Consider the following 14,184-nt stretch of genomic DNA (forward strand, 5'->3'; position numbering starts at 1 on the left):
TCCCGCCGCACGCCGTCCTGAGGGAGCGTCCCCGTGCCCGTCGTCGTCACCGGCTCCATCGCCACCGACCACCTGATGACCTTCCCGGGGAAGTTCACCGAGCAGTTCGTCGAGGGCCAGATGGAGAACGTCTCCCTGTCGTTCCTGGTCGACGACCTGGTGCAGCACCGCGGCGGTGCCGGCGCCAACATGGCCTACGGGTTGGGCCTGCTGGGCCTCGCGCCGGTTCTGGTGGGCGCCGTGGGCAGCGACTTCGCCGACTACGACGCCTGGCTCACCCGGCACGGCGTGGACACCGCGAGCGTGCACTGGTCGGAGTTCAAGCACACCGCCCGCTTCGTCTGCACCACCGACGCGGTGAACAACCAGATCGCGTCGTTCTACTCGGGCGCGATGTCGGAGGCGTCCTGCATCGAGCTGGCCCCGGTCGCCGGCCGCGTGGGCGGGCCCGACCTGGTCGTCGTCGGCCCCAACGACCCGACGGCGATGGTGCGGCACACCCAGGAGTGCCGGTATCGGGGCTATCCCTTCGCCGCCGACCCCAGCCAGCAGCTGGCCTGGGCCGACGGCGAGATGATCCGCGACCTCGTCGACGGCGCCGACCTGCTGTTCACCAACGAGTACGAGGCCGCGCTGCTGCTGCAGAAGACCGGGTGGAGCGACACCGAGGTCCTCGACCGGGTCGGCACGTGGGTCACCACCCGCGCGTCCGACGGCGTCCTCGTACGGCAGTCCGGCGCCGAGCCGATCGAGGTCATCGCCGTCCCGGAGACCAAGCCGGTCGAGCCCACGGGCGGTGGCGACGCGCTGCGCGCCGGGTTCATCGCCGGCCGGGTGTGGGGGCTGAGCCTGGAGCGGGCCACCCAGCTGGGTTCGGCGGTCGCCACCGAGGCGGTCGAGGTCATCGGCACCCAGGAGTACGAGCTGCGGCGCGAGCCCTTCCTCGAGCGCTTCGCCACCGCCTTCGGCACCGACGCCGCCGACGAGATCGCCGCGCACCTGCCGGGCTGAGCCCGGGTTGGGATCAGGTGACCTGATCGTGAAGCGTCCTCCCTCGTGTTCTGCGGTGGGGGAGGACGCTCCACGATCAGGTTCGCTGATCGTCGCGGGTGCTACCGCCCGCGCAGCTGCTCGCCGATGGCCGGGTCCTCGGACCACCGGCGGTAGGGGATCCGCTTGATCTCCTTGACCTCGCCCAGTGCCGTCCACTCGTTGCCGCCCAGCCGGGCCAGCGGCCGCAGCCGCTCGATGCGCGGCCGGCCCTCCTCGACCGCGCTCTCCCACACGCTGATGAGCTGCACGCGGCCGAACACCACCGTGCTGTCCCCCAGCCGCACCGTCGAGTGCAGCGTGCACTCCACCGCGACCGGCGACTCCGCGACCCGGGGGACGCCGACCCGATCGCTCGGCTCCAGCGCGACGCCGACCTCCTCGGCCTCGCTGACCCCGTGCGGGAAGTCGGTGCCCGTCGCGTTGACCTGCTCGAACAGCCACTCCGGGGTGAGGCTGACGGTGAACTCGCCGGTTGCCTCGACGTTGTCCAGGGTGTCCTTGCGGCCGACCGAGGTGAACTGCACGACCGGCGGGGACACGCACGCCACCGTGTAGAAGGAGTGCGGCGCCAGGTTGACCACCCCCTCGGCCGAGCGGGTGCCCACCCAGGCGATCGGGCGGGGCACGACGATCGAGTTGAGCACCCGGTAGAAGGCGCCGCCGTCCATGGCCGTCGGGTCGAAGTGCACACGCGCGTTCGGGCTGGTCACCCGGCCATCGTCTCCCGCGCGACCGGGATGGCGCCGAGCGGGCGGCCGCGCCAGGACAGCGTGCCCCGCCGCCGCCCGGCGACCGACCCGGCCAGCAGGACGTCGAACAGCAGCATCGACAGCGGGTGGGCCAGCGAGTCCGGCCAGATCCGGCTGCCGGTTGCCGCGGCCGACACCGCTCGCCCCGCCACGCCCGCCGCGTAGCCGACGAGCCCCGCCCGTGACCCGCGCAGCGCGGCGAGGGCGGGCAGCACCCAGACCGCCGTCAGCCCGGCCGCGACCGCCACGCTCGCTCCCGGCGACCCGCCGACCGACGCCCACAGCGACTTGGCGTAGCCCGCTCGCAGCGCCGGCCAGCCGTCGTACATCCGGCAGGCGGCCAGCCGCGATCCGTCGACCGGCACCGCCCGCCCCCCGGCCCGCTTCACCGCCCGCGCCAGCGCGACGTCCTCGATCACCTCGCCGCGCACCGCGCCGTGCCCGCCGGCCCGCGCGTACGCCGACCGCCGGACGACCAGGAACTGGCCGTTGGCCGCGGTCAGCGACGGCCGCCGGGACCGCTCGGCCAGCCGCACCGGCAGGGTGGTGATCCACAACCAGGGGCCGAGCGGCTGCACGAGGCGCTCGGCCGCCGTCGCGGTCACCGGCCGCGGCCAGGGGGAGACCAGGTCCAGGCCGTGCGCATCGAGGACGGCGACCGCGCCGGCCACCGCGTCGGGGAACAGCCGGACGTCGGCGTCGAGGAAGACCAGCACGCCGTCGTCCGTCTCCTCGCCGGTGGCCGCCCCGGTGGCGCAGGCGTGCGGCTTGCCCAGCCAGCCCCGCGGCGGGTCGGCGATGGCGACCAGGCACACCCGCGGATCGGCCACCGAGCGCACCACGTCGGCGGTGCCGTCGGTCGAGCCGTCGTCCACGACGACCACGCGCAGGTCGGGCACCCCCTGCTGGGCCAGCACCGCGGTCAGGCAGCCGCCGATCTGCGCCTCCTCGTCGCGCACCGGGAGGACGACGGTGACCGGCCGGCGCACCGGCGGCGGCCCGGCCGGGGGACGGCGTACCAGCGCCACGTTGACCGCCGCGTGCAGCGCGCCGGCGACGGCCGCGCCAGAGAGGACCCACAACGGCCGGCCGGTCACGAGCCCTCCTCGCTGGCGCTCGTCGGCGTCGTGACCGGGGGTGCTGTGTCCATGCGTGACCTCGCGAGCTCGGTCACGGCCGGCGGGCCTGCACCGCCAGGGCGATCAGCACCGGGACGGCCAGCAGCACGCCCCACACCGCCGACCCGGGCAGCCCCAGCCAGCCGGCGTGCGCCACCGCGCCGCCGAGGGTCATCCAGCCCAGCACCAGCAGCGGGGCGCCGTCGCCGGTGCGGGGCGGCTCCAGGGCGGTGCGCGCGACCAGCAGGTCGAGCAGCGTCATGAGGACGAGGCCGGCGAGCAGCCAGCCGGCCAGGTTGGTCAGCGGCACCGTGTCGATGCCCGGCAGCGACGGCTGCGGGTGCGCCCAGGTCCAGTAGCCGGCCTGCACCATCTGCGGGTCCAGGACGACGTCCCACCCGGCGAACACGGCCGCGGCCACCGCCACGCGGGCCGGCCGCCGCCGGGCGGGCCGCACGTCGCGGGTGAGCCGGCGGGCCAGCAGCCAGCTCGGCCAGGCCATCAACAGCCAGGCCAGTGGCACGAGGAACGGAACGCCGAGCAGCGTGGGACCGAGGTCGTCGCTGTAGCCGTACTCGCCGTAGGGGACGCCGGTGGACAGGCCGACCGACTCGAACACCACGGCGGTGGCGGCGGTGACCAGCAGGACGCCGGCCCCGGTGCGTGTGCCCCGGCTGACCGCGGCGTGCACCACCGACACCGTCGAGCCCAGCAGCACGATGGTCCAGCTGACCGCGTCGCGGACGGCGCCGCCCTCGGTCAGCGGATAGGCGATCGCGGTGAGCACCAGCAGCGCGGCCGGCACCCACGGGACCGCGGCCGGCCGGTTGCCCGCCCGCGCGGCGAGCAGGCCGCTCACCGGCGCACCCGGGCCAGCCCGCGCCGGAGAATCTCCCGCGCCCGGGCGGGCGCGCCGCGGTCGCCGAGGACGACGCGGGCCGCCGTCCGGCCGGAGTTGCCCGACACCCCGCCGCCGGGGTGGGTGGAGGCGCCGGCGAGGTACAGCCCGGCCAGGCCGGGCACCCGGTAGCCCGCCAGGGCCGGCGTCGGCCGGAGGGCGAACATGCTGGCCAGCCCCATCTCCACGTGCATCACGTTGCCACGCAGCAGCGACAGTTCCCGCTCCAGCAGCAGCGGGGTCTGCACGTACCTGCGCTGCACCGAGGCGGCGAAGCCGGGCGCGAAGCGGTCGACGGCGGCGATCAGCCGGTCGGCCTCGGCGTCGGCGAGCGCGTCCCAGTCCGCACCGTCGGCCAGCGCGTAGGGGTACCACTGGCCCCACACGGTGACCACGTGCTGCCCGGGCGGGGCGAGGGTGTCGTCGGTGGCGGAGAAGCACATCGCCAGCGGCACCGGCTCCCGCGGCAGCCGGCCGGCCAGCCAGTCGCCGTGGGCGGCGGCCAGTTGCGCGCGGTCGGTGCACAGCAGCTGCAGCCCGCCCAGCGCCGCCGCCGGGTCGACCCCGGGGTAGGCCGGCGGTCCGTCGGTGAGCGCCCGGACCACCAGGCCGAAGCCGTTGCCCACCGGCGGCGCGGCGTCGGCCAGCGCCGGCGGGGCGTGCTCCCCGGCCAGGTCGCGGGTGGCCAGCACGTGGCACGCGGCGACGACGACCGGGGCCGCGACCCGCCGTCCCGACGTCGTCTGCACGCCGGTGACCCGGCCGTCCTCGACCAGCAGCCGGGCCGCGCCGTCGCCCAGGGTGACGTGCCCGCCGTCGGACTCCAGCCTCCGGCGCAGTGCCTGGGTGAGCCCGCCCGAACCGCCCACGGGGTGGCCGGGTGGGACGTCGTGCAGCAGCGTCGCCCACGCGACCATCGCCGCGGTGCCGGGTTCGGACATCGGCGGGCCGGACTGCGCGCCGAACCAGGCCAGCGCCGCCTTGAGCCGCTCGCTGCTGAACCACCGGTCCAGCAGCGCGTCGCCGGAGCCGAGGAAGTCGACGGCGATGTCGCCGCCGGGGGTCCGCGGCCGGCCGTCGGCGGGCGCGCCGATCGGCCAGAAGGAGCGGGCCAGCCCGCCCGCCGTCGGCCGCCGTGCGAAGGAGCCGACGACGGCGCGGCTGCGCGGGGTCCACACCTCGACGAAGCGGCGGTAGGCGGCGGCGTCCTCCGGCCCGCAGGCGGCGGCGATCGAGGTGCAGGTGGCGTCGAGGTCGACGGAGAACACCAGCGGTTGCCCGTCGGGGCCGGGGTCGCCGGGGGAGGGGGCCGGCGCGAAGCCCCACGGGTCGCAGTCGACGTAGCGCAGGCCGTGCGCGGCGAGGTCGAGCTCCTCGACGATGCCGCTCTGCCGGACGATCACGTGCGCGCTCGAGCCGCGGTCGACCCGCACGCCCGGCCACCGCTCCACCGTGGAGACCGCACCGCCGAGCACCTCGTCGCGCTCGAGGACCTCGACCCGCAGCCCGGCGCGGGCCAGGTAGCAGGCGGCGACCAGCCCGTTGTGCCCGGCGCCGACGACGACGGCGTCGACGGTGGTGTCGCCGTCCCTCACGCGCGGTCGGACCGGGGCGCCGGGGGCGCGAGCGGCAGGCGGGCGCCGAGGATGGCGAAGGGGCGGGAGTCGCCGGGGAAGCGGTGGTTGCGGACCAGGTCGACGAAACCGTCGGCGTGGTACAGCCGGAAGGCCTTGGTGTCGTTGTCCGGGGTCGACAGCAGCGCCGCCGGGTGGGGCAGGCCGGCCACCAGGGCGTGCAGCAGCTGGCGGCCCAGCCCGCGGCTCTGGTGGTCGGGGTGCACGTGCAGCTCGCAGACCTCGAAGGCGCCGGGCAGCCAGCGCTTCGCCGTCCGCCGGTCGAGCGCGGTGCGCACCTGGTCGTGCCACCACTGGCCGGGGGCGATCAGGTAGCCGTAGCCGAACCCGACGAGGACCTCGCCGTCGCGGGCCGGCACGAAGGCGCCGACCGCGCGGAAGCCGGGGCGCTCGGTGTGCTGGATGGCGTAGCCGTACCGGCCGGCGACCACCGAGGGGCTGTAGCCCATCGCCTCGCCGTAGATGGCCAGGGCCTCGTGCATGTGGTCGCGCAGCCACCCGGTGGGCAGCTCGGTGACCCGCGCCGCGGGTGTCGTCCCCGTCATCGGGCCTCCACCGTCTCGGGCAGCACCACGGGGTGGGTGGGTCCAGGGCCGTCGCCGACCTCGGCGGCGGTCCCGCCGGTCAGCCGCAGCAGCTCCTCGTAGCTGGTCGGGAAGACCGCGTGCGGGTGGCCCGCGGCGGCCCAGACCCGGTCGTGCCGGGCCAGTTCGACGTCGACCAGCGTGCCGATCGGCTCCGGGTGGCCGATCGGCGCGACGCCGCCGATCGGCTGGCCGGTGTGCCGGCGCACGAAGTCGGCCGACGCCGGGCGCACGTCGCGGACGCCGAGCAGCGCGGCCACCCTGGGGACGTCGACCCGGTGGGCGCCGCTGGTGAGGACCAGCAGGGGCGCGCCGTCGACGTCGAACAGCAGGCTGTTGGCGATGGCCCCGATCGGGACGCCGAGCTCTCCGGCCGCCTCGGCGGCGGTGCGGGCGCTGCCGGGGAGCTCGAGCACCTGCCCGGCAGCGCCGGCCTCGGCCAGGAGCGAGGAGATGGCGGCCACCCGCGGGTGCTCGGGTCGGCTCATGCGTCGATCCTGCCACCGGCCCGGGCGGTCCGCTCCCGGCCCCGGGCTGCTCGGAGGCTCGCAGGCCACCCCGCACACCGATCACGCGTCCCGCTTGACGCCGTCGGTGCCGTCGGGTGTACTCGACGTGTTCGAACACGCGTTCGAACGCGTCGGCCTCCCGCCGCACCTGGGTCCTTCCCCACCCGGTGCGGCGGGCCGGGGCCGGTGGGGCGGCGCGGAGCAGTGGGGAGTCTGTCATGAGCCGGGTGCTGAGCGGGGTCGGCGAACGGGTCGGCGAGGAGGTGCAGGTCGAGCGCGGGCCGCTCGGGCCGGCGCAGTTCTGGCGCGGGCAGTCGCGCTACGTCGTCGGTGAGCTGCTCGACTCCTGGGTGGAGACCGCCCCGTGGTGGCAGTGCGGTGCCGGGGTGACCGGTGGCGCCTCCGCCGAGCTGGTCGCCAGCCGCGAGGTGTGGCGGGTCGAGGCGGTCCGGGCCGGCCGGTCGCGGATGAGCTTCGCCGGCGTCTTCGACCTCAGCTGGGAGTCGGTGGACAACCGCTGGTCGCTCGTGCGGGTGCACGACTGATGGGGGCCGTCCGCGTCGTGGCCGACCAGCTGCCCCTGCCCCCGCCGCTGCCGCAGGCCGCTCGCCAGCTGCTCGACCAGGCATCCCGAGCGCTGACCGAGGCGGCGGCGAGCACCGACGCCCGGCAGCGCTACGCCACCGCCCACCTCGGCGCGCTGCGCGCCGCTGCCGCGGTGCTGGCCGCGCGCACCCGGCCGGAGTCCGGGCGGCGCCGCCCGCGCAGCGCCTGGGTCCTGCTCGGCCAGGTCGCGCCCGAGCTGGGGGAGTGGGCCACCTTCTTCGCCGCCGGCGCCGCCAAGCGGGCCGCCGCCGAGGCCGGGCTGTCCCACGCGGTCACCGACCGCGAGGCCGACGACCTGGTCCGCGACGTGCGCTCCTTCCTCGCCGTCGTGGAGAGCACCCTGGGCAGCACGCCTTCGCCGGAGTCGCCCCGGCGCGCGCGTCCCCGAGTGGTCGGCGGGTCCGAGCACCGGAACGGGAAGTGAGGGCCGATCCCTTCGTCCACCTCCACGTCGCCTCCGGCTACTCCATGCAGTACGGGGCCAACCACCCGGCCGACCTGGTCGAGCGGGCGGCCGAGCACGGCATGCGGGCCCTGGCGCTCACCGACCGCGACGGGCTCTACGGCGCGGTGAAGTTCGCGCTGGCCTGCCGCGCGGCCGACGTGCGCCCGCTGTTCGGGGTGGACCTGGCGGTGACGCCCTCGGTGGACACGACCGTGCCGCCGGCCCTCGCCCCCGTGGTCGGCGGTGCGCACTCGGTGCAGCGGACACGGTCCCGCCGGCCTGCCGCGCCGGACGGCGAACCCGGCCGGGCCGGACGCCGGTCGCCGGCCCGTGGCGGGGCCGGCGTCGACCCGCGGCTGCCGAGGGTCACCTTCCTCGCCCGGGACGGTGCCGGCTGGCGGTCGCTGTGCCGGCTGACCAGCGCAACCCACCTGCGCGGCACGCGCGGGGATCCGGTGAGCTCGCTGGCGCTGGCCGCCGAGCACGCGCCCGGGCTGGTGGCCCTGCTCGGTCCCGACTCCCCGGTGGGCCGGGCGCTGGCCGCCGGCCGGGCCGACGTGGCCTCCGACCGGCTGGCCGCCTGGCGCGCGGTGTTCGGTCCTGGCTCGCTGGTGCTCGAGGTCGTGCACCACCGCGGCCGGGGCGATCGCTCCCGGGCGCAGGCGCTGCTGCGCTTCGCCGCCGCGGAGGGGGTGCCGGCGGTGCTGACCAACGCCGTGCGCTACGTCGACGCCCTGGACGCACCCACCGCCGACGTCCTGGACGCGGCCCGCCGGCTGGTCCCGCTGGACACCCGGCACGTCGACCGGCGCACCGCCGAGGGCTACCTGAAGTCGGGCAAGGAGATGGCCGAGGTCGCCGAGGACCTCGCCGGCCCCGACCGGGACGCGGCGCTGCAGCTGCTGGAGCGCACCGCCCGGCTGGCCGAGCAGTGCGCGGTCGACGTCCGGGCGGACCTGGGCGTCGGCACCGTGCGCTACCCCGAGCTGGACGTGGTGACCACCCCGGCCGAGCAGGGGATGGGCCCGTCGGCAGTGCTGCGTGCCCGCTGCGAGGCGGGGCTGGGCCGGCGCGGGATGGCCCGCACGGCGGAGGTGGCCCGGCGACTCGACGACGAGCTGGCGGTCATCGACGTCCTCGGCTACCCGTCCTACTTCCTCACCGTCGCCGACGTGGTCGACCTCATCAAGAGCCTGAGGGTCCGGGCCGCGGCGCGGGGGTCGGGCGCCGGCAGCCTCGTCACCTACCTCCTGGGCATCTCCGACGTCGACCCCATCCGGTACGGGCTGCTGATGGAGCGCTTCCTCTCCCCGCTGCGCCACCAGCTGCCCGACGTCGACATCGACGTGGAGTCCGCCCGCCGGATGGAGGTGTACGACGCGGTGATCGACCGCTTCGGCGCCCACCGGGTCAGCTGCATCTCGATGATGGACACCTACCGGGTGCGGCACGCCATCCGCGACGTCGGGGCCGCGCTCGGCCTGCCGCCCGCCGAGGTCGACGCGGTCGCCAAGGCCTTTCCGCACATCCGGGCCAACCAGGTGCACGCCGCGCTCAAGGACCTCCCGGAGCTGCGGGCCAGCCGGCTGGGTTCGAAACGAACCGGTGGTAGTGGTGATCTGGACCTGCTCTTCGACCTGGTCGCACGACTCGACGGGCTGCCCCGGCACATCGCGCTGCACCCGTGCGGCGTGCTGCTCTCCGACGCCACGCTGCTCGACCGCACCCCGGTGGAGAACAGCTACCTGGGCTATCCGATGAGCCAGTTCGACAAGGACGACGTCGAGGAGCTCGGGCTGCTCAAGCTCGACCTGCTCGGCATCCGGATGCAGTCGGCGATCGCGCACGCCCTCGACGAGGTGGCCCGGGTCGACGGCGAGACCGTCGACATCGACGTCGTTCCGCGCGACGACCCGACGACGTTCGAGCTGATCCGCTCGACCCGCACGCTCGGCATGTTCCAGATCGAGTCGCCGGGGCAGCGGGAGCTGGTCGGCAAGTTCGGGCCCGAGACGTTCGAGGACATCGTCATCGACATCTCGCTGTTCCGGCCCGGCCCGGTGAAGAGCGACATGGTCACCCCGTTCCTGCTGGCCCGGAACGGCTGGCGGGAGCCGGTCTACCCGCACCCCGACCTCGCCCCGTACCTGGAGCAGACCGCCGGGGTGGTCGTCTTCCACGAGCAGGTGCTGCAGATCGTCGCCCGGATGACCGGCTGCGACCTGGCCCAGGCCGACGAGGCACGCCGAGCGCTGGGCGACCGGGAGCTGCACCCGGAGGTGCGGGCCTGGTTCGTGCCCGAGGCGGTGCAGCGCTATCCGGTGGAGGTGGTCGAGCAGGTGTGGGAGGTGCTGGTCGCCTTCGGCTCCTTCGGCTTCTGCAAGGCCCACGCCGCGGCGTTCGCGCTGCCCACCTACCAGTCGGCGTGGCTGAAGACCCACCACCCGGCGGCCTTCCTCGCCGGGGTGCTCACCCACGACCCGGGCATGTACCCGAAGCGGCTGATCCTCGACGACGCCCGCAACTTCGGCGTCCGGGTGCTGGGCCTGGACGTCAACGCCTCGGCCGGCACCTACCGGGTCGAGCGCCTCGGTGCCGACCCTGACGCTGGACCTGAGGTCGAGACCGGGTGGATGCGGCCGAGCTGGATGCCGGCGGCCATGCCCGACCCGTCCCGCTACGGCATCCGGCTGTCCCTGGCCGACGTGAAGGGCATCTCCGCCGAGGAGGTGGAGCGGGTCGTCGCCGGGCAGCCCTACCGCTCGCTCACCGACTTCTGGCACCGGGCATCGGTCTCCCGGCCGGTGGTGGAGCGGCTGGTGCTGGCCGGCGGCTTCGACTCCCTCTACGGCTTCGGGGTCCGCGACCGCGAGGCCGGCCGGCCCACCCGCGGCCGCCGGCAGGTCACCCGCCGCGACCTGCTGCTGCAGATCGGTGAGCTGGACCGGTGGAGCCGCAGCGGCGGGAAGGCCGCCACGACCGGGCAGCTCAGCCTCGACCTCATGGGTCTGGAGCTGCCCGGCGAGGAGGCGGAGGAGCCGGGGCTCGGCTGGGCCGAGGGCAGCGGGCTGCCGGAGTTCACCGACGCCGAGCTGGTGCGCGCCGAGCTGGAGGTGCTGGGCCTGGACGCCAGCCGGCACGTCGTCGACTTCTACCGGCCGTTCCTCGCCGCGATCGGCGCGGTGCCGGCCGGCGAGCTGCTCGGCAGCCGCAGCGGAGCCGAGGTGCTGGTCGCCGGGGTCAAGGTGGCCACCCAGACGCCGCCGATCCGCTCCGGCCGCCGGGTGGTCTTCGTGACCCTCGACGACGGCACCGGCTGCACCGACTCGACCTTCTTCGAGGACGCCCAGGGTCCCTACGCCTCGACGGTCTTCCACTCGTGGCTGCTGGTGGTCCGCGGGGTGCTGCGGCGCACCGGCCCCCGCGGGGTCTCCCTGCGGGCCACCGGCGCGTGGGAGCTGCCGGCGCTGTACGAGGCCTGGGAGACCGACGGGCTGGAGGCGGTGGCCGAGCAGATGGCCGCTCCCGGCGGCTACACCGAGGAGGCGATCGCCGGTGCAGCGGCCTCGCGTGGCTCGCGGCCGGTGGTGGTCAAGCCGGTGCTGGTGCACCCCACGGGCTTCCGGATGTCGCCCTACGCCGACATCAAGCCGGCGGGGGAGGACGCCATGGCCGTGGCGCGTCGCGACGCCACCCGCCGGGGGACGTCGTCGGCGCCGCGCAAGCTCTGGCACTCCAGCCCGGGCAGTTCCGGCCCCTGAGAAAGGGCCCCGCTGCCCCCCCACGCTCGGCGCGGGCCCCTGCAGCGGGGCCAACACCGCGGTCGCAGCCCGACCCGCGCGGCGGCGACCGATGACCTGCGGGCCGGACGGCGGTCTACTCCTCGACATCCGCACCGGCGGCCCCGCCCCTGAGAGGACACCCCCGATGCCCAAGCAGATCCCGTGCCTGTGGTTCGACGGCGCGGCCGAGGAGGCCGCCGCCCACTACACCTCCATCTTCCCGAACTCCGCGATCGGCGGGGTCACCCGCTACGGGCCCGACATGCCGATGCCCGAGGGCACCGCGATGACCGTCTCGTTCACCCTCGACGGCCAGGAGTACGTCGGCCTCAACGGCGGACCGCAGTTCCCGTTCACCGAGGCCGTCTCCTTCCAGATCATGTGCGTCGACCAGGAGGAGGTCGACCACTACTGGAACCGGCTGACCGACGGTGGCGAGGAGAGCATGTGCGGCTGGCTCAAGGACCGCTTCGGCGTCTCCTGGCAGGTCGTGCCCACCGAGCTGACGACCCTGCTCAGCGACCCCGACCCCGGCCGCGCCCGCCGCGCGACCGAGGCGATGCTGCAGATGCGCCGCATCGACATCGAGGAGATCAAGCGGGCGGCCGACGGGGTCTCGGCCTGAGGGAGGACCCGTCCTCCCCATCCTTCGCCGGCTCGGGGCGGGGCCGCGCGGCGCCTGGGCACCACCGCTGCCCGATGCACTCCGTGAGCGGACCGGTGCGCGGCACCGGCCGCCACTAGGCTCCGACAGGTGCCGCCGTCTGCCCCCACCTCGTCCGCCGCGGACCAGCTGCCCACCCGCGCGGTCGCCGTCTGGGCCGCGCTCGACCCGCTGGTCGCGGCCGGCCGGCCGCTGCAGATCCTCGACGTCGGCGGTGGTAGCGGCAACTTCGCCGTCCCGCTGGCCCGGCTCGGCCACGACGTCACCGTGGTCGACCCCAGCGCCGACGCGCTCGCCACGCTGAACCGGCGGGCCGAGAACGCCGGCGTCGCGGCGCGCGTGCACGGCGTGCAGGGCGACGGCGACCAGCTGCACCAGGTCGTGCCCGCGGGCAGGCCCGGCGGGGGCAGCTACGACCTCGCCCTCTGCCACTCGGTGCTCGAGGTCGTCGACGACCCCGCCACCACGCTGCGCGAGCTCGGCCGGGCCCTGCGCCCCGGCGGCACCGCCAGCGTGGCCTCGGCGAACCGGGCCGGCGCGGTGCTGGCGCGGGCGGTCGCGGGCCACCCGGTCGAGGCCCTCGCCCTGCTGGAGGACCGTGATCCCGCGCCGCGCCGTGCCCGCCGTCCGGCCCGCCGCCGGTTCGGCCCCGACGAGCTGATCGCCCTGGTCGAGGTCGCCGGGCTGCGACCGGGTACCTGGCGCGGCGTCTCCGTCGTCAGCGACCTGCTCGACGTCACCTCCGGCGCCGACCCCGAGGCGGTCCGCCGCCTGGAGCTGGCGCTGGCCGGCAGTTCGCCCTACCGCGACGTCGCCGCCGGCCTGCACCTGCTCGCCACCCGCCCGTGACGGCCCTGCCCGCTCGGCCCCGGGACGGGGTCCTCCCACTCCCCGGGGACCTGGGCCGCCCCCGCTACGGCACGGCCAGCCTCGCCGACGTCCTCCCCGGCGTCGCCACCGCGCTCGGCGTCCCCGTGGAGCGCGGGGACCTGCCGCCCGACCCGCTCGGCCTCACCGCCGCGCTGGCCGGCGCCCGCCGGGTCGCCGTCCTGCTCGTCGACGGGCTCGGCGCCGACCTGGTCCGCGCGCACGCGGACGTCGCCCCGACCCTCGCCGGGCTCGCCACCCCCGCCGGGGACCTCTCCGCCCCCTGCCCGAGCACCACCCCGGTCAGCCTCACCACCCTGGGCACCGGCCTGCCACCGGGCAGCCACGGTGTGCTCGGCTTCGTCACCGCAGTCCCGGGGGAAGACCGCACGCTCAACCACGTCCAGTGGGGCGACGACCCCGACCCGGCCGTGTGGATGTCGCGGCGCAGCGTCTTCGAACAGGCCGCCGACGCCGGGGTCGAGGTCAGCGCCGTGGCGCCCTACGCGTTCCGCGGGTCGGGGCTGTCCAACGTCGCCTACCGCGGCGCGCGCTACACGGGCACCGTCGGCGCCGGTGACCTGGCCGCCGTCCTGCTGGAGTCGCTGGCCGCCGCACCGCGCACCCTCGTCTACGGCTACACCGCCGAGCTCGACCTCACCGGCCACGTGCGCGGGGTCGACTCGGCCAGCTGGCGCGCCCAGCTGGCCCTGGTCGACCGGCTCGTCGAGCAGATCGTCGACGGCCTGCCGGACGACGCCGCGCTGCTCGTCACCGCCGACCACGGCATGCTCGACGTCCCGGCCGGCACCAGGCTCGACCTGGACGCCACCCCGGAGCTCACCGAGGACGTCCGGTTGCTGGCGGGGGAGCCGCGGGCCCGCTACCTGCACGCCGTGCCCGGAGCCGAGGCCGACCTGCTGGCGCGGTGGCGCGAGGTCCTCGGCGAGCGGGCCTGGGTCGCCGGCCGCGACGAGGCGATCGCCAGCGGCGTCTTCGGTCCGGTGGACGACGACCTCGCGGGGCGCATCGGCGACGTCGTGGCGCTGGCCCGCGGCACCTGGGCGCTGATCGCGACCGAGCAGGAGCCCGGCCCGAGCCGGTTGGTCGGCTACCACGGCTCACTCACCGCGACCGAGCTGGCCATCCCGCTGCTCGCCGCGCGGGGCCGCGCCCTGGCCTGACCGCAGGGACGCCGCCGGTCGTTGACCTCTCGGGCGGCGGGGACGACAGTGCCCCGCGATCGGCGCCCGACGTGCCGATCCCGGCAGGGCG

Annotated in this window: 13 protein-coding genes; 7 read left to right on the forward strand and 6 right to left on the reverse strand. The window is 76.0% G+C overall.

Annotation, left to right across the window (positions count from 1 at the left end; all coding sequences use genetic code 11):
• Positions 1-33 precede the first annotated feature (33 nt).
• Positions 34-1,011, forward strand: coding sequence for a carbohydrate kinase family protein (locus BUB17_RS07640; RefSeq protein ID WP_072915804.1), 978 nt, complete (start codon positions 34-36; stop codon positions 1,009-1,011).
• 101 nt (positions 1,012-1,112) lie between these two features.
• Here BUB17_RS07640 and BUB17_RS07645 read toward each other — a convergent pair whose 3' ends face one another.
• The 6 genes from BUB17_RS07645 to BUB17_RS07670 form a co-directional block, all read right to left on the reverse strand.
• Positions 1,113-1,763: a flavin reductase family protein gene (locus BUB17_RS07645; RefSeq protein WP_244277024.1), complete on the reverse strand. Its 651-nt coding sequence runs from the start codon at positions 1,761-1,763 to the stop codon at positions 1,113-1,115.
• Entirely contained in the window at positions 1,760-2,899 is a 1,140-nt protein-coding gene (locus BUB17_RS07650; RefSeq protein ID WP_072915807.1) for a glycosyltransferase family 2 protein, read from the reverse strand. Before BUB17_RS07650 ends, BUB17_RS07645 begins: the two co-directional genes overlap by 4 nt.
• 73 nt (positions 2,900-2,972) lie before the next feature.
• Entirely contained in the window at positions 2,973-3,779 is an 807-nt protein-coding gene (locus BUB17_RS07655) for a carotenoid biosynthesis protein (protein ID WP_072915811.1), read from the reverse strand.
• Positions 3,776-5,413 (reverse strand): phytoene desaturase family protein, encoded by a 1,638-nt coding sequence (locus BUB17_RS07660; protein ID WP_072915814.1) that lies wholly within the window; start codon positions 5,411-5,413, stop codon positions 3,776-3,778. The genes BUB17_RS07655 and BUB17_RS07660 overlap by 4 nt, the downstream gene beginning before the upstream one ends.
• Entirely contained in the window at positions 5,410-5,997 is a 588-nt protein-coding gene (locus tag BUB17_RS07665; RefSeq protein ID WP_083606137.1) for a GNAT family N-acetyltransferase, read from the reverse strand. Before BUB17_RS07665 ends, BUB17_RS07660 begins: the two co-directional genes overlap by 4 nt.
• Positions 5,994-6,524 (reverse strand): YbaK/EbsC family protein, encoded by a 531-nt coding sequence (locus BUB17_RS07670; protein WP_072915816.1) that lies wholly within the window; start codon positions 6,522-6,524, stop codon positions 5,994-5,996. The genes BUB17_RS07665 and BUB17_RS07670 overlap by 4 nt, the downstream gene beginning before the upstream one ends.
• 239 nt (positions 6,525-6,763) lie before the next feature.
• Between BUB17_RS07670 and BUB17_RS07675 the strand changes: the two genes are divergently transcribed.
• The 6 genes from BUB17_RS07675 (at position 6,764) to BUB17_RS07700 (ending at position 14,093) form a co-directional block, all read left to right on the forward strand.
• Positions 6,764-7,090, forward strand: a complete 327-nt coding sequence (locus BUB17_RS07675) for a DUF6504 family protein (protein WP_072915819.1) — start codon at positions 6,764-6,766, stop codon at positions 7,088-7,090.
• Complete coding sequence (locus tag BUB17_RS07680) at positions 7,090-7,575, forward strand: SAV_6107 family HEPN domain-containing protein (protein WP_072915821.1); 486 nt, start codon at positions 7,090-7,092, stop codon at positions 7,573-7,575. Before BUB17_RS07675 ends, BUB17_RS07680 begins: the two co-directional genes overlap by 1 nt.
• Positions 7,572-11,357: a DNA polymerase III subunit alpha gene (locus BUB17_RS07685; protein WP_072915824.1), complete on the forward strand. Its 3,786-nt coding sequence runs from the start codon at positions 7,572-7,574 to the stop codon at positions 11,355-11,357. Before BUB17_RS07680 ends, BUB17_RS07685 begins: the two co-directional genes overlap by 4 nt.
• A gap of 166 nt (positions 11,358-11,523) precedes the next feature.
• Entirely contained in the window at positions 11,524-12,003 is a 480-nt protein-coding gene (locus BUB17_RS07690; RefSeq protein ID WP_072915827.1) for a VOC family protein, read from the forward strand.
• Positions 12,004-12,132: 129 nt separating this feature from the next.
• Entirely contained in the window at positions 12,133-12,891 is a 759-nt protein-coding gene (locus BUB17_RS07695; protein ID WP_072915829.1) for a methyltransferase domain-containing protein, read from the forward strand.
• Positions 12,888-14,093, forward strand: coding sequence for an alkaline phosphatase family protein (locus tag BUB17_RS07700; protein ID WP_083606138.1), 1,206 nt, complete (start codon positions 12,888-12,890; stop codon positions 14,091-14,093). Before BUB17_RS07695 ends, BUB17_RS07700 begins: the two co-directional genes overlap by 4 nt.
• Positions 14,094-14,184: the final 91 nt, after the last annotated feature.

Source organism: Geodermatophilus obscurus (genome assembly GCF_900143215.1).
Taxonomy (GTDB): Bacteria; Actinomycetota; Actinomycetes; order Mycobacteriales; family Geodermatophilaceae; genus Geodermatophilus; species Geodermatophilus obscurus_A.